This is a genomic window from Aliivibrio sp. EL58 (genome assembly GCF_900312675.1).
Lineage (GTDB): Bacteria > Pseudomonadota > Gammaproteobacteria > Enterobacterales > Vibrionaceae > Aliivibrio.
The window spans coordinates 717570-742335 of sequence record NZ_OMPC01000001.1; the positions used below are offsets into that span (position 1 = coordinate 717570).

Annotated in this window: 22 protein-coding genes; 13 read left to right on the forward strand and 9 right to left on the reverse strand. The window is 38.9% G+C overall.

From position 1 onward, the window contains the following. The first annotated feature begins 228 nt into the window (after positions 1 to 228). Positions 229 to 1713 carry a dipeptide/tripeptide permease DtpA gene (dtpA, locus tag ED622_RS03050; RefSeq protein WP_122032484.1) on the forward strand — a complete coding sequence of 495 codons (1485 nt, stop codon included), beginning with the start codon at positions 229 to 231 and terminating at the stop codon, positions 1711 to 1713. Between the two features lie 187 nt (positions 1714 to 1900). Further along, a complete protein-coding gene (locus tag ED622_RS03055; protein ID WP_122032485.1) occupies positions 1901 to 2245 on the forward strand; it encodes a rhodanese-like domain-containing protein in 345 nt (114 codons plus the stop codon). 15 nt (positions 2246 to 2260) lie between these two features. On the opposite strand, the gene ED622_RS03060 is transcribed toward ED622_RS03055, so the two are convergent. Beyond that, complete coding sequence (locus ED622_RS03060; RefSeq protein ID WP_122032486.1) at positions 2261 to 3067, reverse strand: crotonase/enoyl-CoA hydratase family protein; 807 nt, start codon at positions 3065 to 3067, stop codon at positions 2261 to 2263. 202 nt (positions 3068 to 3269) lie between these two features. Here ED622_RS03060 and ED622_RS03065 point away from each other — a divergent pair, with 202 nt between their 5' ends. Beyond that, positions 3270 to 3506, forward strand: coding sequence for a hypothetical protein (locus ED622_RS03065; RefSeq protein WP_122032487.1), 237 nt, complete (start codon positions 3270 to 3272; stop codon positions 3504 to 3506). Positions 3507 to 3696: 190 nt separating this feature from the next. Here the strand turns inward: ED622_RS03065 and ED622_RS03070 are convergent, their stop codons facing one another. Continuing rightward, the gene (locus ED622_RS03070) at positions 3697 to 5556 is read right to left on the reverse strand and encodes a nuclease-related domain-containing DEAD/DEAH box helicase (protein WP_122032488.1); all 1860 of its coding nucleotides are present in this window, start codon (positions 5554 to 5556) and stop codon (positions 3697 to 3699) included. Between the two features lie 223 nt (positions 5557 to 5779). Here ED622_RS03070 and ED622_RS03075 point away from each other — a divergent pair, with 223 nt between their 5' ends. After that, positions 5780 to 6907 (forward strand): HNH endonuclease, encoded by a 1128-nt coding sequence (locus ED622_RS03075; protein ID WP_122032489.1) that lies wholly within the window; start codon positions 5780 to 5782, stop codon positions 6905 to 6907. Here ED622_RS03075 and ED622_RS03080 read toward each other — a convergent pair. Both ED622_RS03080 and ED622_RS03085 read right to left on the reverse strand, forming a co-directional pair. Then, the gene (locus ED622_RS03080; RefSeq protein ID WP_122032490.1) at positions 6902 to 7486 is read right to left on the reverse strand and encodes a bifunctional 2-polyprenyl-6-hydroxyphenol methylase/3-demethylubiquinol 3-O-methyltransferase UbiG; all 585 of its coding nucleotides are present in this window, start codon (positions 7484 to 7486) and stop codon (positions 6902 to 6904) included. The two genes, ED622_RS03075 and ED622_RS03080, sit on opposite strands and share 6 nt — an antisense overlap. Before the next feature lie 81 nt (positions 7487 to 7567). Next, positions 7568 to 8614, reverse strand: a complete 1047-nt coding sequence (locus ED622_RS03085) for an alpha/beta hydrolase (RefSeq protein WP_122032491.1) — start codon at positions 8612 to 8614, stop codon at positions 7568 to 7570. 554 nt (positions 8615 to 9168) lie between these two features. Between ED622_RS03085 and ED622_RS03090 the strand changes: the two genes are divergently transcribed. Beyond that, positions 9169 to 10122 (forward strand): hypothetical protein, encoded by a 954-nt coding sequence (locus ED622_RS03090; protein ID WP_122032492.1) that lies wholly within the window; start codon positions 9169 to 9171, stop codon positions 10120 to 10122. 93 nt (positions 10123 to 10215) lie between these two features. Here ED622_RS03090 and ED622_RS03095 read toward each other — a convergent pair whose 3' ends face one another. From ED622_RS03095 to pflB, 3 genes are all read right to left on the reverse strand, one after another. Next, a complete protein-coding gene (locus ED622_RS03095; RefSeq protein WP_122032493.1) occupies positions 10216 to 11478 on the reverse strand; it encodes an alpha/beta hydrolase in 1263 nt (420 codons plus the stop codon). A gap of 175 nt (positions 11479 to 11653) precedes the next feature. Further along, entirely contained in the window at positions 11654 to 13042 is a 1389-nt protein-coding gene (locus tag ED622_RS03100; protein WP_122032834.1) for a DASS family sodium-coupled anion symporter, read from the reverse strand. A 348-nt stretch (positions 13043 to 13390) separates the two neighbouring features. Then, a complete protein-coding gene (gene pflB, locus ED622_RS03105; protein WP_122032494.1) occupies positions 13391 to 15688 on the reverse strand; it encodes a formate C-acetyltransferase in 2298 nt (765 codons plus the stop codon). 455 nt (positions 15689 to 16143) lie between these two features. On the opposite strand from pflB, the gene gbpA reads away from it, so the two are divergent. Both gbpA and ED622_RS03115 read left to right on the forward strand, forming a co-directional pair. Further along, a complete protein-coding gene (gene gbpA, locus ED622_RS03110) occupies positions 16144 to 17616 on the forward strand; it encodes an N-acetylglucosamine-binding protein GbpA (protein WP_122032495.1) in 1473 nt (490 codons plus the stop codon). A 62-nt stretch (positions 17617 to 17678) separates the two neighbouring features. Then, positions 17679 to 18227: a cytochrome b gene (locus ED622_RS03115; protein WP_122032496.1), complete on the forward strand. Its 549-nt coding sequence runs from the start codon at positions 17679 to 17681 to the stop codon at positions 18225 to 18227. Between the two features lie 50 nt (positions 18228 to 18277). On the opposite strand, the gene ED622_RS03120 is transcribed toward ED622_RS03115, so the two are convergent. Further along, positions 18278 to 18562: a hypothetical protein gene (locus ED622_RS03120; RefSeq protein WP_122032497.1), complete on the reverse strand. Its 285-nt coding sequence runs from the start codon at positions 18560 to 18562 to the stop codon at positions 18278 to 18280. Between the two features lie 114 nt (positions 18563 to 18676). Here ED622_RS03120 and ED622_RS03125 point away from each other — a divergent pair, with 114 nt between their 5' ends. Beyond that, the gene (locus ED622_RS03125; protein ID WP_122032498.1) at positions 18677 to 19168 is read left to right on the forward strand and encodes a M48 family metallopeptidase; all 492 of its coding nucleotides are present in this window, start codon (positions 18677 to 18679) and stop codon (positions 19166 to 19168) included. A gap of 32 nt (positions 19169 to 19200) precedes the next feature. Here the strand turns inward: ED622_RS03125 and ED622_RS03130 are convergent, their stop codons facing one another. Continuing rightward, complete coding sequence (locus ED622_RS03130; protein WP_122032499.1) at positions 19201 to 19557, reverse strand: YkgJ family cysteine cluster protein; 357 nt, start codon at positions 19555 to 19557, stop codon at positions 19201 to 19203. A gap of 307 nt (positions 19558 to 19864) precedes the next feature. Here ED622_RS03130 and ED622_RS03135 point away from each other — a divergent pair, with 307 nt between their 5' ends. The 5 genes from ED622_RS03135 (at position 19865) to ED622_RS03155 (ending at position 24627) form a co-directional block, all read left to right on the forward strand. After that, positions 19865 to 20059 carry a PA3496 family putative envelope integrity protein gene (locus ED622_RS03135; protein WP_122032500.1) on the forward strand — a complete coding sequence of 65 codons (195 nt, stop codon included), beginning with the start codon at positions 19865 to 19867 and terminating at the stop codon, positions 20057 to 20059. Positions 20060 to 20230: 171 nt separating this feature from the next. Continuing rightward, complete coding sequence (locus tag ED622_RS03140; protein ID WP_122032501.1) at positions 20231 to 20437, forward strand: DUF3283 family protein; 207 nt, start codon at positions 20231 to 20233, stop codon at positions 20435 to 20437. Positions 20438 to 20529: 92 nt separating this feature from the next. Further along, complete coding sequence (locus ED622_RS03145; protein WP_122032502.1) at positions 20530 to 21252, forward strand: YebC/PmpR family DNA-binding transcriptional regulator; 723 nt, start codon at positions 20530 to 20532, stop codon at positions 21250 to 21252. A 166-nt stretch (positions 21253 to 21418) separates the two neighbouring features. Beyond that, the gene (locus ED622_RS03150) at positions 21419 to 22960 is read left to right on the forward strand and encodes a DEAD/DEAH box helicase (RefSeq protein ID WP_122032503.1); all 1542 of its coding nucleotides are present in this window, start codon (positions 21419 to 21421) and stop codon (positions 22958 to 22960) included. A gap of 353 nt (positions 22961 to 23313) precedes the next feature. Next, positions 23314 to 24627, forward strand: coding sequence for a diguanylate cyclase (locus ED622_RS03155; protein WP_254052577.1), 1314 nt, complete (start codon positions 23314 to 23316; stop codon positions 24625 to 24627). Positions 24628 to 24766: the final 139 nt, after the last annotated feature.

Sequence of the window (24766 nt, forward strand, 5' to 3'; positions counted from 1 at the left end):
CGCATTCAATTTGTCATCATAGTGTCAGTAATAAATGTTTCAAAATGTTTCATTTGGTAATTTATTGTAACCCTATGATCTTATGAAGTTTTAATTCATTTTCCATAAATGATAATTGAGATCCCATTTCTGGCTAGTGATAAGTAAATGTTAAATAAGTAAGTTGGTTGTGTAATGCGTAAAAATGCATAAGAAAAATAGCTAATCACAACATACAGGGATTTATTTATGTCTAACTTGAATGTATTCAAGCAGCCTAAGCAGTTTTATTTAATCTTCTCAATCGAGTTTTGGGAGCGTTTTGGCTTCTATGGTATGCAAGCCATTCTCGCCGTTTATCTTGTTAAAATTTTAGGAATGTCAGAGTCAGAATCATTTGTACTCTTTGGGGCATTCTCAGCACTTATTTTTGGCTCGGTAGCGATAGGCGGTTGGGTCGGAGATAAAGTCATCGGCACCAAACGCACCATCACTCTTGGCGCGCTAATATTAACCATTGGTTACGCACTATTAGGTGTTTCGGCATCGGCAGGGAACATTGGTGGCTCAGGCCTTATCTACGTTGCAATGGGCTTTATTACTATGGGTAATGGTCTGTTTAAAGCCAACCCATCAAGCTTACTTGCTAAAGTATATGACCAAGATGATAAGCGTTTAGATGGTGCATTCACTATGTACTATATGGCTATCAACCTTGGTTCATTCTTCTCAATGTTATTAACGCCATGGATAGCGAGTCAGTTTGGCTATGGCATGGCATTTAGTGTGAGTGCGGTTGGTCTTATCATTACCGTTATAAACTTCTTAATGTGCTCTCGCATGGTAAAAGGTGTTGGTTCAGATCCTGATCTTATTCCTCTAAATAAAACGCGTTATTTAGGCGTTGTTATTGGCGCGGTGGCATTAAGCTTTCTATGTTCAATATTATTGCAACACCTATTCTATGCCCACGCTATTTTAGTGGTGGTAGGCGTAACGATTGTTGTTCTTTATATGAAAGAAGCATTCAAAATCCAAGGGCTAGAGCGTGCAAAAATGCTCGTAGCGTTTGCACTAATGCTACAAGGCGTGGTGTTCTTTGTGCTTTACTTCCAAATGCCAACCTCATTGAACTTCTTTGCAATCCATAATATCGAGCATAACTTATTTGGTATTTCAGTTGCGCCTGAGCAGTTCCAAGCATTGAATCCATTTTGGATCATGATAGCGAGCCCAATCTTAGCGGTTGCTTATAACAACTTAGGTGAGCGCTTTGCCATGCCGTACAAGTTTGCCTTTGGTATGGTGCTGTGTGCGTTATCTTTCTTAGTGCTAAAGTTTGGTGCAAGCTTTGCCAATGCAGAGGGCATCATGAGCTCTAACTGGCTTGTGGTTTGTTATGCTTTCCAATCATTAGGTGAGCTTCTTGTGTCTGGTTTAGGTCTTGCGATGGTGGCACAGCTTGTACCACAACGCATGATGGGTTTTGCAATGGGTATGTGGTTCTTAACCTCAGCAACTGCCGCAGTTATTGCAGGTTGGGTAGCAACATTAACAACAGCACCAGCAGGTTTAACCGATGCCAACCAAACTCTGGCTATTTACAGCGATGTTTTTGGTAAAATTGGGTATGCAACCGCAGCTGTTGCTGTGATCACATTACTAATCGCACCTAAGCTAACGCGAATTATCCGTGGTGAAACAACCGAGCAAGTTGAAACAGCCAATGCATAAGCGCTAAAGACAGTTAGCGACATGTAACAAAGTAGATAGAAAAGAAAGCCAGTGTTATTTCCTTATTAAAGTGAATACGCTGGCTTTTTTGATCTAGCCTATAAATACGATCAACAACCTATGTGAAAACGCGCAATCCAGATTAAAATAAGGACAAATTTTACTGAGCATTTTAAAAGGACAATAAATGAAAATTAAAGCTGGATTATGTCTACTATTCGCAATGCTATCTTTTAATAGCTGGGCATCAGAGCGCAGTGAACAAGCGTGGGATCTTGTCGAGCAAGGCGCATTATTAATAGATGTTCGCACCCCAGGTGAATTTAGCCAAGGACACCTAACCGACGCCGCAAACTTGCCATTAAATACCGTGGATACCGCCTTTGCCAATATGGATAAAGACACGCCAATTGTGGTGTATTGCCGCAGTGGAAATCGCTCAGGACAAGCCATGAGTTACTTAAAACAAGCAGGTTTCACCCAAGTTCATAATGGTGGTGGCTTAGACGAAATGTTATCGACTAAGCCATAAACTCAGCCAGTTAACTCACCAAAAGCGTTGTCTATTTTTAAACATAGGCAGCGCTTTTTTCTTTAATGCATATTGCGCCTGCATAAAATTCTTACCCACCAAAATACGCACTTGGCTATAACTCTCATAAGCCAGAAGCTTCCATTTAGGCGCCGTCCAATAGCGGTTATAAATATGCTTAGTCGCCGCTATTGCATCAGGAGAAGTACGAGAAAGCTGTTGGCCTAACTCAATCGCCGCCTCTAAGGGCTGTTCATGTATCTCGGTAATTAACCCATATTGCAGTGCTGTTTTTGCATCTAATTGAGTCGCACACATACTTATCTTCATCGCCTGATCTTTAGGCATGATTTCTCTAAGCGTTAAAGACCCTGCCATATCAGACGTTAACCCCATTTTCGACTCCATAATCGACAAGTTAGCGCGAGAAGAGGCGATTCTAAAATCAGCCCCAAGTGCAATTTGAAGCCCCGCTCCCCAACAATAACCATCAATCGCCGCAATCACAGGCACTGAAAGCCCACGCCAATTAGCACTTACTTGTTGCGCCTTATTAGCATTACCCGGCCAGATCTTTAACAGCAACTTAATGGCATGAGATTTCTGTTTAATGATCGAATTAAAATCCAAACCAGAGCTAAAATTATCGCCACTGCCAGTAAGTATAACCGCTCGAATAGCGCGATCATGCTTAACCTTGCGGCTAACATCAATTAACTCATCAAACATAGGGTAATTTATCGCGTTTAACTTTTCAGGGCGGTGCAAACGAACAATTAGAATATTATTGTCTTGCTCAACCTGAATATGATGGTAGTTCATACAAATCCTTTTTAATCTTTCAATCCCGCCATCAGTATAGTTAAAAAGCAAAAAAGGGCAGGATAAGCGTGATAGATATAAGAGATAGAACACGAAGAACTGATCTATGCCATAAAGTTGTGAAAGTTGCTTCACTATTGCTTGACCAACATAGCGCTTAGAACTAAATTTATAAAAAAGCAGGTAGGGGTTCAGAGACGTTATGAAAGTAGAAGCAATTGGTAAAATTCAAACCGAATCTATTGAAAGAGATAGAAGCCAAGAAGAGTTAAAAAACAGCATTAGTAACATGAAAATGCAGAACGAAGGTGTGTACGACCAAAAAGCCATTAATTTCGCTATGAAGCGCGGAGAATTAAGAGAGCAAGAAATCGAATCAAGAGTGAACCGATTAAAAGTCTACATGGACCAACAGCGTAATTTAAACAACATCGCCTAACGCTTGATGATTAAGACAATGAGCCCCATTTCTTAGTCATCAAGATCGTCATATCTGCTTATTGCCCATTATTTAAAACGAATCGCAATGCCGGCATAGAACGCATCGTTATCAACAAACTCTTCATCCACGTCTTTATAGCCCACCTTCGCTGTGTCTTGTCTCTACGGGTCACAATCAGAACTATGGGTTAGGTATTTATAGTAGCGGCAGCCTCAAGGCTTTCACTTAACTCATTTTCTTTATGATAAGTGGCTAATAAATTATGAGTTGCGCGGGTCATACCCACGTATAGACGACGAATATCTTCTGATCTATCACTGCTTTTTTTAGGGATATTTGATGAGTTTAGAATGACAACAGTTTTAAACTCTAGCCCTTTACTACTTGGGATTGGCAGGACATTAACAACATTTGTGCTTGGGTTATATTTTTTCTTATACTCAGATTTAGCGAGTAAAATATAAGGAATATTTTTAGCTTTTAATGCTTCAGACACTTTTGTTCCAATATGCTTACAAGGGTAGATAATGGCAATATCACTCCACGCATAACCATTTTTTTGCCAATGTAATAAACATTTTATTGCATATTCAACTTCTTGCTCCATTGTTGAAAACTTTTTAACAACAGGATGAGTACCAGTAATACCAGCAGATTCTGGGTGAATTAATGGGATTTCCTTAGCGTCTGAATTTTCAAAATATTGCTTAGCAAAATTATATGAGAAAGACAGGATCTCTCTTGTATTACGATAATTTAAACGTAGTACAGTTGTTCGACCTTGAGCCTGAATACCAACACTTGCTAAGCTAAAATCTAAGTTATTTTTCTTTTTATAGATTGATTGAGCATCATCATAAAGAAGTAATAGAGAGTTGGTATCTGGATCGATCATTTGAGTAATTAATGTCAGCCATTCAGCTTCAAAATCATGGCCCTCATCAATTAATAATGCACCGTATTGTCCTTTTGGAATATCTCCTTTTTCCACACCACTAATAACGGTTTCTACTTGTCGCTCCCAGTAAGGCGCTTCACCTTTTATTACGTCTAAATGATAGGTTTTAATTTGTTGACCGCACCAGTCGTGAAAATGATAAACCTGAACTTGTCCTGAAATGCCTTTATCATCAATAAAACTGCGTAATCTTGCAGCTAACGTAATATTAAAACAAAGAACTAGAATTGGTTTTTTTAGCTGTTCAGCCAAATGTAAACAGCGATAGCCTAAGATGAGTGTTTTTCCAGAGCCTGCTACACCATGGATTACACGATGTCCGTCACCTAAACTTCGAGCTAATTGCTCCTGTTGAATATCCATGATTTTTATAATGTCAGGGATATGGGCATTGGTATTTACTGATTCGTCGTCATTATCTAAAGGTAATAGAGTTTGTTGTTCAGAGGTTGAAATACGAATTTCAGGGAAAAGATGCCAACGAATACGGTCAATTTGAGGCAATGTTAATTTGTTTCCAAACTGATAATTAAACATATGCCACAGCTTAGATTGAAAATGCTCAGGATCTATTGTACTTACCATTTCATCTTTGCAGATTACCAGATGATGAGGGAGTATTGAGTCTTGGGCTTCTAAGGGAATAGCTCTATCTAATTGCGCTCGAGAAATATTGGTTAGCACAACACCATAGCCATAAGGAACGCATAAATTGCCTTTGTATTTCCCTTCTTGATTGATAAGTAATTTATCTCGTTTGAGCTTATCGATAACCTGATAACTGCATTGACGAACTTGTTCAATAGGGTTACTGGTTGTTTCAATTCCTTTAGGGGTCAGTAATTCAACTCGAGCGGCATCAATATTTTTGATTGTATCAAGTTTCCAGTCTTTTACTTCAAGAAATAGTAATCCACGAGCAGGATGAAGAATTATAAAGTCTGGATAGCGACGCAGACGACCTACAGGAATGTCATACCAGCAAACATAATCATCTTCTAATAAGCTTTCTAGACGTTGAGCAAAACGTTTTTCACCTGATGTCATTTTTGATAAGCAGGTGTTTAATGTAGGTATTAACTCAGCCATGTACTACTCAAGACAATAATTTTGGCTAAATTATAGGGTTATATTCGATTAAAATTTGTGAGGGATGACTAACTAAAGTAAAACTTTGATTTAAATATATTTATATAGAGTCTAAGTGGATATTTTTTATTAGAAAATAGTACTTTATAATGCTTTGTGCACCGTGTTGTTGTATCTTTATTGACTGTCTATACCGTTTGATTTTAGTTTATTAAGGTGATGTATGTCTGTTGAGTATTATGTAGACAAGTTCCGTAATTTAAACATGAATAGTTGTAAGGGGAAGAAAAGTCCTCATAAAGTATGCATGTTACTTGCTGTTATGGATTTAATACAGGCAGGATATATTTATGAAAATAAGATTAAACTCGATGTGACTTTGAAAGAGCGCTTCACTTATTTTTTTAATGAGCGTAAGCAAGGTCAGGATAGAGATACTCCAGAAAATCCTTTTTATCATTTAAAAAGTGAAGGTTTTTGGCATTTAAGTTATCAAGAGGGTATTGATGCTTCTCTTATTAAAGGGTATTCAAACAAAGCGGTTGATTATGCTTATTTGGATTGTGAGCTTTTTGATTACTTAAAAAGTTCAATAGTGGTTAATGACTTTAAAGATGCATTAGTCGAGAATTTATCTGATCTAACCGATCTTTATATTCAATGGCTTATTGATATTGGTAAATCAGAAAAAACAGCTAAAAATTATTCTCACGCGATTCGAGGCTCTATTTCCAACTGGATGGTACAAGAGAATCTTATAGATGCGCCATTAACAGAAGTGAAGTCTTTTCGAGAGTTTTGTCGTCTTTCAGAAAGAGCTCGCTCTCTTGAGAAATTCAAAGAATTTAATGCTAGAGGAAACAGTATGTATAGTGCTGCATTAAACTCATATCAGCGATTTCTTGCTGATTTATCTCAAATAGATGTAAAAGCTGATATCCAAGATATTTTTCAAGATAAAAAACTAAGCCAAACTGAAAAATCGATAATGATTAATACCAGAATGGGACAGGGAACCTTTAGAAAGCAACTTATTGAAATGTGGAAGGGATGCTCGGTAACTGGATATAAAAATACACAGATGTTAGTTGCATCGCACATTAAACCTTGGCGAGATGCTAATAATGATGAGCGATTAGATAAATTTAATGGTTTATTATTACTTGCAAACTTAGACAAAGCGTTTGATCTTGGGTTTATTTCTTTTGAGAATTCAGGAAAAGTCATGGTATCGAAACAATTAGAGAAGCCAGAAGTATTAGGCATTACTGATGGAATGTCCTTTCATGTAAATAGAGAACATGAGAAATATTTAAAGCACCATCGAATGACTTTATTTAAAGGATTATAATTTAAATAAAACTACATTTAACCATTTTTCATCGGCTCTATCTGGTCGCAAGTCTTCTGTAATCCATGTCTTTTGAATTGAAAGAGGCAGCGTAGACAGTAATTGGTTTAATAGTATTTCATTTAAGTTAGTAAAACGACGTCCATTACGTTCTACTTCAGCATTCCCATATTTGAATGAGCAATAGAAAATACCACCGGTTTTAAGAAATTGACTTAAATGAAGGAGTGTTGCTACTAGCTCATTCATTGGTACGTGAAGTAATGAAGCGCAAGCCCAAATACCATCTTGGCTATTATGCTCAGTAGTAAAACTTAAAAAAGTGGAATGCTGAATAGGGTGATTAGTATACTTTTCTGCAAGAGTGATTAGTTCTTTACTTGCATCAAAAGCGATAACATCATGACCTTGATTTGAGAAATGCAGAGTGTCACGGCCAGAGCCACACCCTGCATCAATAATTTTTGCATTGGCTGGTAAGTAAGGTATGAATTCTTGGTAGAGAGATTCAACATTTACATCAATCGTATTATTAAAAAAAGCATCTGCGTTGTTACTGTAATAATTTCGAGTAGCCATGACGTTTAACCATATGGATTATTTTCCTCAAATCATACCAAGCTTTTCTTTTGTAATGAAATAATTAGCTATTTACTGTGCTCACTCCCACTCTTTAATCCTACGTGTCTCCTTCTTTGGTATATCGGCTTTCTTTACCTTTAATCGCAATTCTCCATCCACTCGTTCTCTGGTTGGTATGGCTAACCTATCAATATCGCCTTGTAGGGTGTGCGCCAAATCTTCGGCAAAGTGGCTGCAGTGAAAGTGCCATGAGTGAGTCCAGTTCCCAATAGTTTGGTCTTTATTTGGCTCGGTTAATTGCTGCCAGTGAGCGCCACAGTTCACGTTAACAACATTGCTTGGTGCATCCTCTGGTAAACCTACGCGTCCGCAACGTGGGGCTAGGCCTGCGCGTTTTATGTTTGAGATTTTTAAAGCGCTATCAAATGGGCTTTGGTAGTTGGTAATGCGCGCGGCTTGAGAAAATAATGGGTTAGATTTGTTGTCATCTTGGTGTAATGATTGTCTGGCAATATCGGCACCTATAAAGCAGATCTGGCCAACGTTCCAGTGAATGCGCTGTAGGGTCCGGTTTTTACTGGCTTGGTAAAAGGCTTCTCGTATGACATAAGCCCCTGTTGAGTGGCCAAGTAAATGCACATCAATATCACACTGGTTCTCGTGCTCTTTAAGTTGATTTATCGCCAGTGGAGTAATACCCGCAGTCACTAATTTTAGTGCACTTTGGTAGGCGTCCATTCTGTCTTCAAGGTAGTTGAGCGTATAAGTTGCACAAGGCCAATCAAAACTCACAATGGTGCCTGTGAATCCGTGTTGTTTTAAGTGGGTATCTAACAATTTATGGCGTGCAATGACTTCTTCTTGGCTGTTGTTGTACCCATGAGCAAAGAACAGAATATTACCGGTTTTAAATTGGGCGAGTGGGTGCTCGTTAGGGTGATGTCCTGTTGTGGCGTCTTGGGTTAACTTCTTTATCCACTGCTCTTGCGTTAATTGATGGGTGTTTGGGTCGGGAGTGGTGGCGTTGTTGGGTAGCATAAGATAGTGCGCATCCCCTGGCTCATTTGAGTATTGACTATTTGGAATAGTATTCTTGATTTGTCGAGTGCTTAATATGAATATCATGTGACATCCTTGTAACCTTATTTTTAGAGGTAACTAGAATAAAAGCTTTTATAAAGGTGACAAACTGCAATAAAAGAAATTGTGAACGAGGATAAAAGAGCAATGAAAGCGATGTATAAGTGTATCACTCTTAAGACTTTATAGTCTGTATTTGAATTAACTATGTGTTATATCAATAAGTTAAATTATATTTGTATTTATGAACCTAGATCATGAGTTTGTGAATAAAACGTTTCCATTAAACAATAAATAAAGCATAATTCGCCCTATAACAACTTGAGATACACTCTTTTAAGTAAAATTTCAGCAAAAAGATGCATATAAGCACGGCTGGACTAGGTGATATTGGCTTAATTAGTAATAAGATAAGGGTATGTTTAATATGGGTGGACAAAGCACATTCATGATATTTATGGGTTTTTTAATTACAGGATTAGCTGTTGTTATCATTCCTATGGCAATACACACATTTCGCATATTAAGGGAAAAAGAGTAATTTCTTAATACGCAGTATCAGTTAAACTAGGGCTTTCTTTTTTAGATCGGAAGCCCTAATGTCTCACTATTCACTTATCGATATTCCTTTTAACCTCAGACACACCTGCTGGTTTTGTGGTGAGCCTTCGTTCGATCTCCTCTCTTTTCCTAAATCATCACATCAAGTAAGTAAAATTGCTCATCAACCGATTGAATTGCCCGCATGCAAAGAGTGTTTGGCGCTGCCATCGGCTGGGGTATCTGAATCTATCTGGTCGTTTCGTGATCAAATCAAACACGCATTAATGAATAAGTACGCTAAGCATTTGGGTATTGGCTTGCAATGGACTAAAGAAGAGCTCGAAGCTTCTGAATTTCATGGGGCGATACTAGAAGGCTTTGGTAAAAGTGCATGGCCGATGTATGAAATTGCGAAAGAGCGTGTTGAGTATATTGGTTGGGATTTAATGGTGAATGGCGAGCCTTTAGATGGGTTTGATGAAAGTTATGGTTATGAATTTAACGGTGTGCGTTATTTAAGTATTCAGACTTGTATTGAGTATCATGTAAAAGCGATGTCGTTGGATCTGGTGTTGCTAGAAACCTTAATCGAGATTGTTGGTTCTGAGCGTTTTGCTTATGCGCTGCGTATTGCTGAGCTAAATCGTGATGTCTCTTATCGAGAGCGTTTGTCAATTATTGATGAGATAAAAAACCAAGAGCAAGATAAAGACGATCTTCGTGCGTTAAATGAGGCTGAGAAATCAAGTGTTGTTCTTCCTCTTGTTGCTGTTGTTATGAATGAAGCGACGGCTCAGCCAGAGGCAATTGAGTGGGCGATTACCCATTCATGCACCACATTAGAGTGCTTAATTGAGCAAGAAGATGCTTTTTTTGATGCGTTTGAGCACTTGGGCGGACCAACGGCGTTTGCGCTATTTGATGGGTTGCAATGGTATTTGGCGGCGCGTCGAGATAATACATGGTGTGTAGAGAGCGATCCTAACGATGAGTTTTGGCGTGAAGCTTAGGGTTTGAAATGAGAAATGGCCGCGACTCTCACTAAGGCAGTATAAGTGAGAAGCGCGGCCATTAATGTTTACGGTATGACTAAAAATCGTGAATTAGATGCGATCATTAATAAAGTTAGTGATTGAATCTGCAGCTTCTTGGCCTTCTGGGCAGTGTCCTTCCTCACCATAAAACTCAACCACACCTTGTGTTGATAGCGCCGCTGTTTTTTGCATGTCTTCTGCTGAAGCAACCATATCACCTGATGTGTTGATCACTAGCAGTGGGGTGTTCATGCGTGGTTTGCCATCAAAGTAACCTTTAGTTTTTAAAGACAGTGGAACCGTCAGCTCACCAAATGAATCCAGTTTAGTGATGTCTGCACCAATACGTTGACCAAAAGATTGTGAGGTCATTAGTGGCAGTTTAGGGAATAAGAAAGGCTTGGTTAATACGCCATCCACAACGGCACAACGAGCAACAATGGCTTTTAGCTCTGGGTTATCTATCGCAAATTCCATTAATGGAATACCAGCGCCAGATTGTGACAGAACAGCAATGCGTGTGTTGTCGATACGATCGTCATTTTTTACGAACGCAAGAGCGGCATCGTGTGCTTCGGTCTCTTTACCTAGTTCTAATATGATGTTGTTGTTTAAGCCTGCACCTGGCATATCAAACGTTAGTACTGCTGTGCCGTTGTTTACGGTGTCAATAAGAGAGCTATGATGTTCAACTAATGCTTTATCTACGCCGCCTGTCCATAATACAACAGGGGCTTTTTTCGTCCCTTTTGGAAGGTGAAGGATGCCAGTGATGTATGCTGGTGAGATTGATTTATCTGCTAATGGTAATTTTACCTTTTCTACATTCTCGCGACGTAATGTAGCTGCTTGTATATACGCATCAACCGATTTGTTTAGTGCAGTAAGTTCGTTAGCTTGGTGCAGGTTCGGGTAGCTTGCGATTAACCAAAACGTTGATGCTTTTTGATATAAAGCGGCAGCGGCTATGCCTGTTACTTGCTTGGCTTGTAGGTTAAAGCGTTCGGCTTCTTTTGCAAACTCAAACGTCCAGTGGCCTTGTGTGTTTTCATTAGTTGCATCGCGCAGTTTTTTGCCTGCATCAATGCGAGTAAGCACCGCTGCAATTTCAGACTCTGTTACCCCCATCTCAACCCAGCTATCTAAACGTAGTTCTCGATACCAATTTTCTTGCCCTTCTACAATAAGCTCTGCGCCACGAAAGTTTTGGTGACCTTCGATGTTTGTCGCGGTATTACTTACGATATCAATGGATGTTTCAGCTGCTGTAGAAGAGGTGCCAAAGGCAGAAAGTGAAGCAGCAATAAATAGAGCAAGAAGTGGTTTTTTCATGATGTCGGCTCCTATATGAGATTGAGTTCAGTATAAGAGGCTTAATGTAAAAAAAATGTCAAAGAGGATTAAGTAATCGTTATTTTTATTAGAAGTATGATAAAAAAATGACCTTGGCGATAAAGGCCAAGGTCATGTTGTTTATGTAGTGGTTCTTAATTAAGCGCGGTCTAGGTTATGCCCAGAAGATAGAAGCAAATGCCGTTAAGATAACAATACACACTAGGTTTAGATAAACACCAACGCGCATCATCTCAGATTGTTTTATATGACCCGAGCCAAACACAATGGCATTTGGTGGTGTAGCAACGGGTAGCATAAAGGCACAAGAGGCTGAGATAGCTATCATGGCTGAAAGCACCACAGGCGAGATCCCAAGTACTTCGGCAACACTGGCAAACACAGGAATAAGCAGTGCAGCACTGGCGGTATTACTGGCAAATTCGGTTAAGAACACAACGAACGCCGCAACAGTTAAAATGGTAAATAAGATCCCAGCTTGCGATAAAATATCACTTAGGCTGTGCGCTAAGAAGCTACTTGTTCCTGTCGCTTTTAAGATGTTACTTAAACAAATACCACCGCCAAATAACAGTAGAACGCCCCAGTCTGTGGTTTTTTCAACGTCTTTCCAATGCACGACTCGAGAGAATCCAAGTAAGACGATAGCCATTAGTGCGACTAAGGTATCGAATTTCGAGAAACCACCTAGCATGGCATTGATTGGTTTACTGAATATCCATAGCGTAACGGTAAGACCAAAGATCATAAGGGTAACGATTTTACCTTTATCCCAAGTTACAGGTTCATGGTTTAGTTCGAATACTTCATTTAGATTTGGTTTTAGCATTACATACAATAGAGCAACGGTAACAGGCAATAGAATTAAGGTTACAGGGACCCCAAATGCCATCCATTCTGTAAAGCTTAACCCGACTTCAGCCGCTGCAATTGCATTTGGTGGGCTACCTACGATAGTGGATATACCACCAATACTTGCACAATAAGCGATACCTAAAAGCACAAATACGTAAGTGTTATGACCGGTTTTTGAGTTTACTTTACTTAGTACGCCCAATACTAATGGCAACATCATGGCTGTGGTGGCGGTGTTACTTATCCACATTGATAAACCAGCAGTGACACCAAATAGCATATAAACCGCAGTACTCATTTTGCCGTTGGCTAAGACCAGTACTTTATCGGCGATGACTTTATCAAGTTCTTGTCGATGTAGAGCAGCAGCTAGAGCAAAGCCACCTAAAAATAAGAAGATGATTGGATTTGAAAAATTACTCAGGGCTTTTGATGTATCAAAGATCCCAAAAGCAACGGCAAGTAGGGGAACAAGTAATGCGGTAATACTGACGTGCAGTGCTTCAGTTAACCATAAGATGGCAACAAAAACTAAGATACTTAAGCCAAGAACGACATTTTGCTCAAACGGTAAAAATTTATACATTAAAGCAAAAAGAACAATATCGGCGAGGATAATAAAACTGTTTCTACTTAAGAACCATTCCTTGGTATTTGTGGGTAATGGGATGTGTTCATTTTTATCTATTTCATTTTTGTGCATGACGAGCTCCATTCTAACGATGAATTTCAGACTAACTTGGGCGTCATTGTTACAGAATATTAACCTGAGTAAATAAAAGGTTATTAAGATTGTCGTTTTGATCGTTTTACTGTTTTCATAACTATGCGGGGACTCACTTTTTAAACAGATTTTCATCTAAAGTTGTTGTTTTTGTGTTAATTGTTATTTGCGGAAATGGTACTGATTTGAGAGGTTTTTTGGGGCTGTGTGGCGTGGTGTTTTTATCAATTTACAGTAGGTTAAATCAAAAAAAACCAACGTCATCATAAATAATGAACGTTGGTTTTAATTCATAAAAACAGTAACTCTGTTTTACATGTGGTTTGTAAATGTACGGGTAATCACGTCTTGCTGTTGTTCACGAGTCAGTGAGTTAAAACGCACTGCATAACCTGATACACGAATGGTTAATTGTGGGTATTTTTCTGGGTGATCAACTGCATCTAATAATGTATCGCGGTTTAGCACGTTAACATTAAGATGTTGGCCACCTTCAACCCCGTCATTAACATTTGCAGCTTCGTGGTGGAAGTAACCATCCATAAGAGCAGCAAGGTTTTGTTTTTGTGCTTCGTCATCTTTACCTAATGCACTTGGTACGATTGAGAAGGTGTAAGAAATACCATCTTTAGCATAAGCAAACGGCAGTTTAGATACTGATGTTAGTGACGCGACAGCACCGTTCTCATCACGACCGTGCATTGGGTTTGCACCAGGTCCAAAAGGCATACCAGCACGGCGACCATCCGGAGTGTTACCTGTTTTCTTACCGTACACAACGTTTGAGGTGATGGTAAGAATCGATTGTGTTGGAATGGCTTCTCGGTACATGCTCATTTTTTGAATTTTTTTCATGAAGCGTTCAACAAGATCACAAGCAATGTCATCAACACGGTCATCGTTGTTACCGAATTTAGGGTAATCCCCTTCGATGTTAAAATCGATGGCTACGCCGTCTTCGTCACGAACTGGTGTTACTTTCGCAAATTTAATCGCTGCTAATGAGTCAGCAACCACTGATAGACCAGCAATACCACAAGCCATAGTGCGGCGCACATCGCGATCCATTAATGCCATTAGTGACGCTTCGTAGCTATAACGGTCATGTGAGTAATGAATGATGTTTAATGCAGTTACGTATTGGGTCGCTAACCAATCTAGCATTGAATCAAAACGTGGCATTAAGTTATCAAAGTCAAGAACCTCATCGGTTACTTTGTCTACTTTTGGTCCAACTTGTGATTTTGATTTTTCATCGACACCGCCATTGATGGTATAAAGCAATGCTTTAGCAAGGTTGGCACGAGCGCCAAAGAATTGCATGTGTTTACCCACTACTTGCGGGCTGACACAACATGCAATAGCGTAATCATCGTTATCGAAATCTGGACGCATTAAATCGTCGTTTTCATACTGAACTGATGAGGTATCAATAGACACTTTTGCTGCGTATTTTTTAAAGGCGATAGGCAGTTGTTCTGACCAAAGAATGGTCATGTTTGGCTCTGGTGCTGGGCCCATTGTGTGTAGTGTATGTAGGTAACGGAATGTGGTTTTCGTTACTAATGTACGGCCATCAACCCCCATACCTGCCATTGCTTCTGTGGCCCAAATTGGGTCGCCAGAGAACAGTGAATCGTATTCTGGTGTACGTAGGAAGCGAACCATACGCAATTTCATGATGAAGTGATCAACCATTTCTTGCGCTTGTTCTTCAGTGATCAATCCATTGGCAATATCACGCTCTACATAGACATCAATAAAGGTAGACGTGCGGCCTAGTGACATTGCTGCCCCATTTTGTGATTTAACCGCAGCAAGATAACCAAAGTAGGTAAATTGAATCGCTTCTTGGGCTGTTTTAGCCGGTAAAGACATATCAATACCGTATTTTAGGCCCATCTGAAGAATGTCTTCTAAGGCTTGAATTTGGTCTGCTAATTCTTCACGAAGGCGCATTGTTTTTTCAAGATCTTGACCTTGTTCAAGGAAGGCTTGAGTTGAGTTGTATTGCTCTTTTTTGTCAGCTTTTAAGAAATCAATGCCGTAAAGCGCTAAACGACGGTAGTCACCAATGATACGGCCGCGGCCATAAGCATCTGGAAGCCCTGTGATAATGCCTGACTTACGGCATGCAAGGATGTCTTTAGTGTAAAGATCAAAGCATGCTTTGTTGTGTGTTTTGCGATATTCCGTGAATATTTTTTCTACGCTTGGATCTAATTCACGACCGTAAACTTCACATGAACTTTTCACCATACGAATACCACCATTAGCGATAATAGATCGTTTTAGTGGTTTATCTGTTTGTAGACCGACGATTTTTTCGAGATCTTTATTAATGTAACCCGCGTCATGAGAAATGATGGTTGAAGGTAAGCTGGTATCAAAATCAACAGGAGCATGAGTTCGGCTCTCTTGTTTAATGCCTTCTAATACATTGTTCCAAAGAGAGGTTGTTGACTCGGTTACCTCAGCAAGAAAAGATTCATCACCTTCATAAGGAGTGTAGTTGGTTTGAATAAAATCACGAGTGTTAACATTCTTTTGCCATTCACCGTTATTAAAACCGTGCCATGCTTCTATCATACCAGTAGTTGGAATAGTCATAATGCTTACCTATCTTTAATTATTTTTAATCGGGCATGATATTTTAAGAAATAAATAACAAGCCGTTTTTTGTCTGGAAATGATCTTATTCCTAAGAGCTATATGAGTAAAATGAATGCTTTTCATTTTTAAAATGCATTTAATGCATATATTAAGGAGGGGATTTACTGTATTAATTAACTGATTCATCTAATAATTACGTTGTTTTTATGTGAATTTACACCTTGCTTTGGTTTCATTTGGATAAATATATAGACGATGTTTATTTCAAATTCGTGATTTATAAAATAAGTAATAGAGTTTTATGAATGGGTGTATGAACAAATTGTAACGAGGTTTGTATGGCTATTTTGTTTTGTGATTTGACTTCCAATTAGTAGCAATATCAGTCGTTTATATTCTTATTATCGACTAAATTTTTGCGAGAAAAAACAATAATACTAAAAGGAAATATTATGAACAAATGCTCAAAAAAAATGGCCTTAGCGTTGTCGTTAATGGCTGCAAGTACGGGTGCTTCAGCCCATGGTTATGTATCTGAAACAAATGGTGGTATTGCTGGTTCTCGTGCGGCACTGTGTAAGTTTCCAACCTCTGATACTCAAGAAAAAAATACAAATTGTGGCTCTGTGCAATGGGAGCCTCAAAGTGTTGAAGGCCCTGAAGGCTTTCCTGAAAATGGCCCAGCAGATGGTCAAATCGCAGGAGCAGGCTTGGTTCAGTTCTCTGAGCTAAATGAACAAACGTCTGATCGTTGGGTAAAGCGTCCAATTACTGCAGGTGCACAAACGTTTGAATGGACGTTCACAGCTAACCACGTAACAAAAACGTGGAAGTACTACATGACAAAACAGAACTGGAATCAAAATTCAGTATTAACGCGTGACTCTTTTGACTTGACGCCGTTCTGTGAACTTGATTACAACATGGCAAAACCGCCGCTATACCCACAAACATTCTCTCATGAGTGTGTGGTTCCTGAGCGTAAAGGTTATCAAGTGATCCTTGCTGTTTGGGATGTGGGCGATACTGCAGCGGCATTCTATAACGTAATTGATGTGAAATTTGAAGGTGATGGCGGTGTGGTTGACCCAACTTGGACTCAAGGTGGTCAAATTAATCCTACGCGTGATCTAAATGTGGGCGACCGTGTGTTTACTCGTGTATTTGATGCATCGGGCGAAAACAGCGCTTTATCGACAAGCGTAACGATTGAAAATGCAACTCAAGGTCAAGCAAATAACTGGACGCATGCATTAGCAACTAAGGTGAACCAAGAGCAAACTAATATTGGTGCTGGTCAGCTAAACGATAAAGGTGAATTTGTACCTGTATTTGGTTCAAACCCTGTGTATTTAAAAGCAGGAAGTGGCCTAAAGAGTGTTGAGATTGGTTACCAAATTGAAACGCCAGAGCCAACGTATGAGTTAGATATTCAAGGTCTAGAGTCTATGTATACCATTGGTGATACAGCGACAGAATTAGATCTTAATCTATATGCTGTGGGTGATATGAATGTAGAACTGACGGTTTATAACCATGCAAAAGAAGCATTATCGAACGCGGTTGTTGATCTAAAAGATGGTGATACTAAGTCAGTATTAATGACATTATCTAAATCAGAAAAAGGTCATCATATGCTTGTTTCTCGCATCAAAAATACAGAGGGCGAGTTAATTGAACAAACCACATCTGATTTCCATTTGATGGAAGAGCAAACTCCACCACCAGCGGGTGATTATGATTTCGTGTTCCCTGAGAATGTGAAAAATTACACAGCAGGAACAAAAGTGTTAGCGGAAGATGGCGCTATCTACCAATGTAAACCATTCCCATATTCTGGTTACTGTTCACAATGGTCAGACGTGGCAACTCAATATTCTCCAGCGGTGGGTTCTCACTGGACAATGGCATGGGATAAGATCTAACTAAAATTGATATCATCATTGGCCGTATATTTTTAATATGGCCAATTTTTTAAAGAGTTTATATGAATTTACAAACTTCTTATGATCGTTTTAGTCAAATATTGCATTGGGTTATGGCTGTTATTATTATTTACGCCACCATCGCAGGCTATGTTATGCATTTAGTCATTAATAGCAATAAAGAACTGTTTTATACGCTATCAATTATGAATATGTCACTAGCAACGGTGGGAACCATTTTGTTTATTGTTCGCTGGCTTTGGTCTTATTTCCGTCCTGCGGTTAAGGCGGTCAAACACAATAATATGACAGAAGCAAATATTGCGCACTTTATGCATGCTCTATTGTACTTTTTAATGTTCATTGTTTTTATTTCTGGTTATCTGATGCTAGAAAGCCCGTATCAATTTTTCTGGCTATTTAGTATAGATAACATGGTCGAAGAACTCGTGATTAATCAATTCTTTTTTATGGTTCATCGGGTGGGGTGTATTGCGTTAGCATGTAGTGTGATAATTCATATTATAGCGGCTTGCTACCATCATTATGTTCGAAAAAATAATCTGTTTGATAGAATGACCAAAAGTAATAAATCTTTGAAAGCAATCTAATACGACCAAAATATGCTGCGTTAAAAGGCCTTTAGAAATAAGGGCCTTTTTTATTTTACTCGTATTAATCGATGCTCTACATTATTAAGTATCAGTACCACTATTTGGGATCGTTTCATCGCATCGACTTTTTCAATCATTTCAGGGCTATACTGCCTTTTTACCATCCACTGCATTGGTTCTTGGAAGTTATCTTCATTAATAATGAAGGATTCATCGTTTAGCGTACCTTCATGGATATTGATTACCCAGATGCGTGATTGAAACTCGATGACTTCACCAATTGCCGTTTTTATTTGCTTGATGGTGTTAGAGAGTAAGTGACGAAAGTTCATAAAATCTCTTAGGGTAAAATAGAAAAGTGAAGAAAGAAGAGAGGGTAGAGTAGCGATAAAGAAAGTAGGGTACAATAGCGCATTATGAGTAAAATGAGATCATGAGTATAAAGCATGACTAAGTTACGTTATTTAAAAGGCTATCCTGAGCATATCTTGGCACAAGTTGAGCCGATGGTTGCGAATGGTAAATTAGCGGAGTGGGTGAAGAATAAATACCCAACAATGCATGATATTACTTCTGAAAAGGCATTGTTTGATTACACTCAAGCATTGAAAAATAAGTACATCAAAAAGTCTTCACCATTAAGTAAGGTGGTGTATGACCCTAAAATTCATATTGTAAATAATGCGCTGGGTTTACATACGTTCGTGTCACGTATACATGGCAATAAGTTAAAAGCAAAAAATGAGATACGTATATCGAGTGTCTTTCGTAAAGCGCCTGAGCCATTGCTTCGTATGCTGGTGGTGCATGAGTTAGCTCATATTAAAGAGAAGGCACATAACAAAGCATTTTATGCCTTATGTTGCCATATGGAGCCGGACTACCACCAGTTAGAGTTTGATGCGCGTTTGTATTTAACCTATTTAGAAACATTATAGATTTTATATAGGCTAGCAAGTTTTGGGGGTGTCTATTTATCGATGCCCTGTTCTTTGCGCTCTTCTTCGCATTCGTAAGAGGCCATTTCAAACTCACGGCAGATCCACGGTCGGTTTTCATAAATAGTACACATTAGTGTTTCGCGATCAACTGCAGCACACCAGCCATCATCTAGGCGTAACATAACCTCGCCTCCCCAATCATCATGATCAATATACTCTTCTGGTACGCCAGTGTCGGTAATGATCATCACTTCTAATTTACAGCAGCACGCCTGGCAGTTCTCACAAGTGATGCCAGAAGCGGTATTTGATGAGGCTGATGTTAGCAGAGATTCTGTAGACGATGATTCAGTCAGGACTGTGATGTCGATAGCGTTGATGGTCATAGGTATCATTATTTTTATCAATATATGCACTAGGATAACTCAGATAGTGAGATATCTCGAATAATAAAAACCAAATAGAAGAAAAAGAAAGTCGTGAGAAAATAGAGGGATAAAAAGTGATGTTGCGCAATGACTTTTCTCTAGGGTAGAACCTTAAATGTAGTTCAACTGATATAATTAAAGATAGTGTTTTTTAGAAAAAAAATCACAAATATTACTCAGGTCACATTATGGGATAAATTGGTTTAACAACCGTAATCGGCTTTGCTAAATATACACCTGAAGAGTATGGATTTAGGAGGTTATTATGTCTATTAATTCTATTGATCACGGTGAAATCACCGACATTAAAGGCAAGTATGAAATTGCCGATGAAGTAGTTACAGATATTACGCAATGTCAAAAGAGAACAGAAGCACGTCGTCGTATTGAAGCAATGCGAGAAATCAGAGAAAGTGGTCTTACGCTTTCAGAAGCCAGAGACTTAGGTCTTATCCATTAACGTTTAAGTTCTACCTTCATACCTTCAGTGTTTTATTATTAATGCGTCTATTACGGCGCATTTTTGTTGCCGGTAAGAAAAGTCCCCTGCAGTTTTAGAGGTAGATAATATAGCGATGAAGCATTACACTTTGTGGCTATTATAAGATGTGATTAATTAAATGAGCTTGTTATGAAAAACTTGTCACTATTACCCCCAAAAGAAAAAAATGAAATCGAACTTGATAAACAAGCAGCGTTCTTTGTTTGGAAGGTAAAAAATGCAAAAGCAGGCCCAGACCTTTGGATTGTTGAAGCAGAAAAGCTTGAAGATGAGACAGAACGCCTGTTTTTTCAGCAATCTATCGAAAAATATAAATCAAAAATGGGCGTAGCGTAAGGTTCCTTGATCTTTACTAGCCTACAGCCTCAGTAATTTGGTAGAATCTGCCGATACTTTTTAAGTCCATAAACAACAAAGAGAGAATTCCGATGGGAAGAAGTTTTGAAGTGCGCAAGTCTTCAATGGCTAAAACACAAGGCGCAAAAATCAAAGTTTATTCTAAATACGGTAAAGAAATTTACATGTGTGCTAAGAATGGCGGTCCTGATCCAGACATGAACTTGTCTCTAAAACATCTTATTTCGAAAGCGAAAAAAGATCAGGTTCCTACACACATTATTGATAAAGCAATCGACAAAGCAAATGGCGGCGGTGGTGAAGATTACCAACACGCTCGTTATGAAGGTTTTGCTCCAGGCGGCGCAAGCGTAATCGTTGACTGTTTAACAGATAATGGTAACCGTACTTTCCAAGACGTTCGTCAATGTTTCGTTAAGACTGGCGCTAAAATTGGTAGCCCAGGCACAAGTGCTCACATGTTCGATCACCAAGCTGTATTCCAGTTTAAAGGCGACGACGAAGAAGCTGTACTTGAAGCGCTTATGATGCAAGATGCTGACGTGACTGATATCGAACTTGAAGATGGCGTGATCACAGTATTCGCACCAAACACTGAGTTCTTTAAAGTGAAAACAGCACTGGCTGCTGAATTCCCAGATCTAGTTGTAGATGTGGAAGAAATTACGTTTGTACCTCAAAACCCAATGGCGGTTACAGGCGAAGACGCTGAGAAATTCCAAAAATTCTTAGACCTACTTGACGATTGTGATGACGTGCAACAGGTTTATCATAATGCGGAATTAGAAGATTAATTGATTCGTTTCAATTAATACTAAAAAGGCCGAGCTATTATGCTCGGTTTTTTTATAACGGTACTTTATGGGTTATGGTAATCAAAGATTGAGTAATCTCTCAGTTACTGTATCCTACAGCGCTCGCAGTTTTGCGCTTAATGAACATTATAGAGTAAATATTAGTATGGGTTTTACCTCTCTGGGCTTATCTGCCCCTATTTTAAAAGCTGTAGAAGCTCAAGGTTACAGCACACCTTCACCAATCCAATTACAAGCTATCCCTGCGGTAATTGAAGGGAAGGATGTTATGGCGGCAGCTCAAACGGGTACAGGTAAAACAGCAGGCTTTACTCTTCCTCTTCTTGAGCGTTTATCAAAAGGTCCTACACGTAAGTTTAATCAAGTTCGTGCATTGGTATTAACGCCAACACGTGAGCTTGCAGCACAAGTTCATGAGAGTGTTGAAAAGTACAGTGTAAACCTTCCTCTTACTTCTGATGTAGTTTTTGGTGGCGTTAAAGCTAATCCACAAATGCAGCGTCTTCGTAAGGGTGTTGATGTATTGGTTGCAACGCCAGGTCGTTTATTAGATCTTGCTAACCAAAACGCGATTAAATTCGACCAACTAGAAATCCTAGTTCTGGATGAAGCTGACCGTATGTTAGATATGGGCTTTATTCATGACATCAAAAAGATCTTAAATAAATTACCTAAGAATCGCCAAAATCTACTTTTCTCTGCAACGTTTTCTGATGAGATCCGTCAGTTAGCAAAAGGCTTAGTGAATAACCCTGTTGAGATCTCAGTTGCACAACGCAATACAACCGCTGAGACCGTTGAGCAATCAGTATACGTTGTAGATAAAACGAAAAAAGCACGTGTGCTTACTAAGCTAATTAAAGATAATGACTGGAAGCAAGTATTGGTGTTCAGTAAGACTAAACATGGTGCAAACCGTTTAGCAAAAACACTTGAAGAGAAAGGCGTTAGCGCGGCTGCTATTCATGGTAATAAGAGCCAAGGCGCACGTACTAAAGCGTTAGCTAACTTCAAATCAGGTCAAGTTCGTGTATTAGTTGCGACAGACATTGCTGCTCGTGGTTTAGATATCGAACAACTGCCTCAAGTTATTAACGTTGATTTACCAAAAGTGCCTGAAGATTACGTTCACCGTATTGGCCGTACTGGTCGTGCTGGTGCAACGGGTAAAGCGGTTTCTTTTGTGAGTGAAGATGAAGCTAAAGAGTTATTCGCTATTGAGCGTTTAATTCAAAAAGTTTTACCTCGTCATACGCTTGAAGGTTTTGAACCTGAAATGAAAGTGCCTGAATCTAGATTAGATACTCGCCCTATTAAAGCTAAGAAACCAAAGAAAACACACGCACCACGTGTAGAACATAAAGATGGTCAACGTTCTGGCGAAAACCGTAATGGTCATAAGCAAGGTGCAAAGCCAGGTCAACGTCGTAATACTGATAATAAAGACGGTGGCGCTAAAAAAGAAGGTGGGGCGGATAATAAGAGACGTTCTATCATTGGTAAGCCTACAGGTTCTGGCAAACCAACTAGCTCTGGAAAACCAAAGTCAAAAGGCAACGGTGAAAATCGTGGAAATGGCAGCAACTTTAGTGGTGGAAAGCCAAAGACTGGTGGATCATCAACAAGTAACACAAAGCCTCGTCGTCAAGGCCCACGCCCAGCACGTAAGCCTCAACCACAGCAATAATGGTTAGGTAAAAAAGATAAACAGAAGCCAGCTCATGTAGCTGGCTTTTTTGTGCCTGTCGTGTCTAGATTTTTAGATAACAAGATTATCAATTAAAAGACAGTGCACCATTATTAATACTGTTATTAAAATTAACAATGATTTATTTTTATGCAAAATATATTCATGTACCGTGTGAATATTGATCGCTAGTGTGAATGTTTTGAGGAAAAATGAGGGTAAAACGAATTATTTTGGGTGGGTCATTGCTGCTATTGTGCATTGCTCTCACTTGCGCGGTATCTTATGTCGTGAAGAGTTATCAAAAGCAGAGTCGACTTATTGAAAGTGAATTAAAGTTTAATGCGAACTTTGTGTCTATTTGGCTTCAAACCGCTTTTAATCACTCCAATTTTGTATTGACTCAATTATCTAAAGATTTAACTCAAGACGGCTTTGCTCAATTAGCCCTTTCTGACAACCATTATCAAGAGCAAGCAGAAGTCTTTGAGTTACACTATCAAACGTTAATGAATGCGATTCATGTATTTGCGGTAGATAAAGATTGTGTATTACTAAAAACGAAAACCATCGGTGGGGTTGATCTTTCCTCTCGTGAGTACTGCCAGAAATTACGCAATAACGACGGTGAGATAAAATCAGTTATTACCGCGCCTTTTAAAGATATTCTCAATCGTAATGTGGTAGTACAAGGGGTGAGGATAACCAATAAAAAAGGAGACTTTGCCGGAATTGTTGGATTGTTAACTGACTTTACGTTTTTTACCAAAGCATTGAGAAGTGCCAATTTATCTGAGGGCTCAAGCATTACGATACTGAGTCGTGATTTCACAGTACTTGCGACGACTGTACCTAGGTATTTACCTATTGGTGAGCCGATGGATTTTGATTATGTGCCTTATGACAAAATCAATGGCTTAAAATATAACCAAGAATTAATGTTTGATTCAAATAAAAAATATAACGGTGCTTATCAAGGTGTTTTTGTTAAGAAGGCGTCTGATTTACCCTTTATTATTTTGGTAACAAAAGCGAAAAATTATTGGTTTATGCCCCTTTATATCACAATAGCAACGGTGATTTTCCTACTTTTGGCCTTAACTCTATTTTTGATTAAAAATGTAAATTACTTTTCTAGGCTAGACATCAAGGCTCAGCATTACTCTAAACTAGCTCTTTATGACGATTTAACAGGCTCATGCAACCGTCGTTGTTTTAAAGCTAAAATGATGGATTATATCGCGGCTTATCATGAGAGGGATCGTATGTTCTCGGTTGCCCTTTTTGATATTGATTATTTTAAGCAAATTAACGATACCTATGGTCATGACATTGGTGATGAAGTATTACGACAATTTAGCCTTATTTGCGAAGCTAAGGTGACGAATGGGGGTCTATTTGCCCGTTTAGGTGGCGATGAATTTGTAATGGTTTTAGTTAATACCACTGGGTTGCAAGTTAAAGCTATACTTAACGAGTTACTTCGATCTATTTGTAAGATAGAAATAGCGACAGATGCCGGTATCATTCGATTAACCTGTAGCATTGGTGTCGCTGAAGTAAGTAAAGCAACTCGAGATTGTACGGAAGTTCTAAATAAGGCTGACGAAGCACTTTATCAAGCCAAAAAGCTAGGACGTAATCAAGTCGTTATCTATCAATATTAGCCGATTTTTCTGTTAAAAAAATGCAAAACCCAATATGTTAATTTATTGGTTTTTGCATTAGAAAAACTTATCCAAATATCACAAAAAAACTCTCCTGAAATACAACGGATTTTGATTGCCAGTTTTATAGAATCACCTT

Bases quoted from the DNA above. Each gene is read 5' to 3' on its own strand.
- dtpA (WP_122032484.1), top strand. From the start codon at position 229: ATGTCTAACTTGAATGTATTCAAGCAGCCTAAGCAGTTTTATTTAATC.
- ED622_RS03055 (WP_122032485.1), top strand. From the start codon at position 1,901: ATGAAAATTAAAGCTGGATTATGTCTACTATTCGCAATGCTATCTTTT.
- ED622_RS03060 (WP_122032486.1), bottom strand. From the start codon at position 3,067: ATGAACTACCATCATATTCAGGTTGAGCAAGACAATAATATTCTAATT.
- ED622_RS03065 (WP_122032487.1), top strand. From the start codon at position 3,270: ATGAAAGTAGAAGCAATTGGTAAAATTCAAACCGAATCTATTGAAAGA.
- ED622_RS03070 (WP_122032488.1), bottom strand. From the start codon at position 5,556: ATGGCTGAGTTAATACCTACATTAAACACCTGCTTATCAAAAATGACA.
- ED622_RS03075 (WP_122032489.1), top strand. From the start codon at position 5,780: ATGTCTGTTGAGTATTATGTAGACAAGTTCCGTAATTTAAACATGAAT.
- ED622_RS03080 (WP_122032490.1), bottom strand. From the start codon at position 7,486: ATGGCTACTCGAAATTATTACAGTAACAACGCAGATGCTTTTTTTAAT.
- ED622_RS03085 (WP_122032491.1), bottom strand. From the start codon at position 8,614: ATGATATTCATATTAAGCACTCGACAAATCAAGAATACTATTCCAAAT.
- ED622_RS03090 (WP_122032492.1), top strand. From the start codon at position 9,169: ATGTCTCACTATTCACTTATCGATATTCCTTTTAACCTCAGACACACC.
- ED622_RS03095 (WP_122032493.1), bottom strand. From the start codon at position 11,478: ATGAAAAAACCACTTCTTGCTCTATTTATTGCTGCTTCACTTTCTGCC.
- pflB (WP_122032494.1), bottom strand. From the start codon at position 15,688: ATGACTATTCCAACTACTGGTATGATAGAAGCATGGCACGGTTTTAAT.
- gbpA (WP_122032495.1), top strand. From the start codon at position 16,144: ATGAACAAATGCTCAAAAAAAATGGCCTTAGCGTTGTCGTTAATGGCT.
- ED622_RS03115 (WP_122032496.1), top strand. From the start codon at position 17,679: ATGAATTTACAAACTTCTTATGATCGTTTTAGTCAAATATTGCATTGG.
- ED622_RS03120 (WP_122032497.1), bottom strand. From the start codon at position 18,562: ATGAACTTTCGTCACTTACTCTCTAACACCATCAAGCAAATAAAAACG.
- ED622_RS03125 (WP_122032498.1), top strand. From the start codon at position 18,677: ATGACTAAGTTACGTTATTTAAAAGGCTATCCTGAGCATATCTTGGCA.
- ED622_RS03130 (WP_122032499.1), bottom strand. From the start codon at position 19,557: ATGACCATCAACGCTATCGACATCACAGTCCTGACTGAATCATCGTCT.
- ED622_RS03135 (WP_122032500.1), top strand. From the start codon at position 19,865: ATGTCTATTAATTCTATTGATCACGGTGAAATCACCGACATTAAAGGC.
- ED622_RS03140 (WP_122032501.1), top strand. From the start codon at position 20,231: ATGAAAAACTTGTCACTATTACCCCCAAAAGAAAAAAATGAAATCGAA.
- ED622_RS03145 (WP_122032502.1), top strand. From the start codon at position 20,530: ATGGGAAGAAGTTTTGAAGTGCGCAAGTCTTCAATGGCTAAAACACAA.
- ED622_RS03150 (WP_122032503.1), top strand. From the start codon at position 21,419: ATGGGTTTTACCTCTCTGGGCTTATCTGCCCCTATTTTAAAAGCTGTA.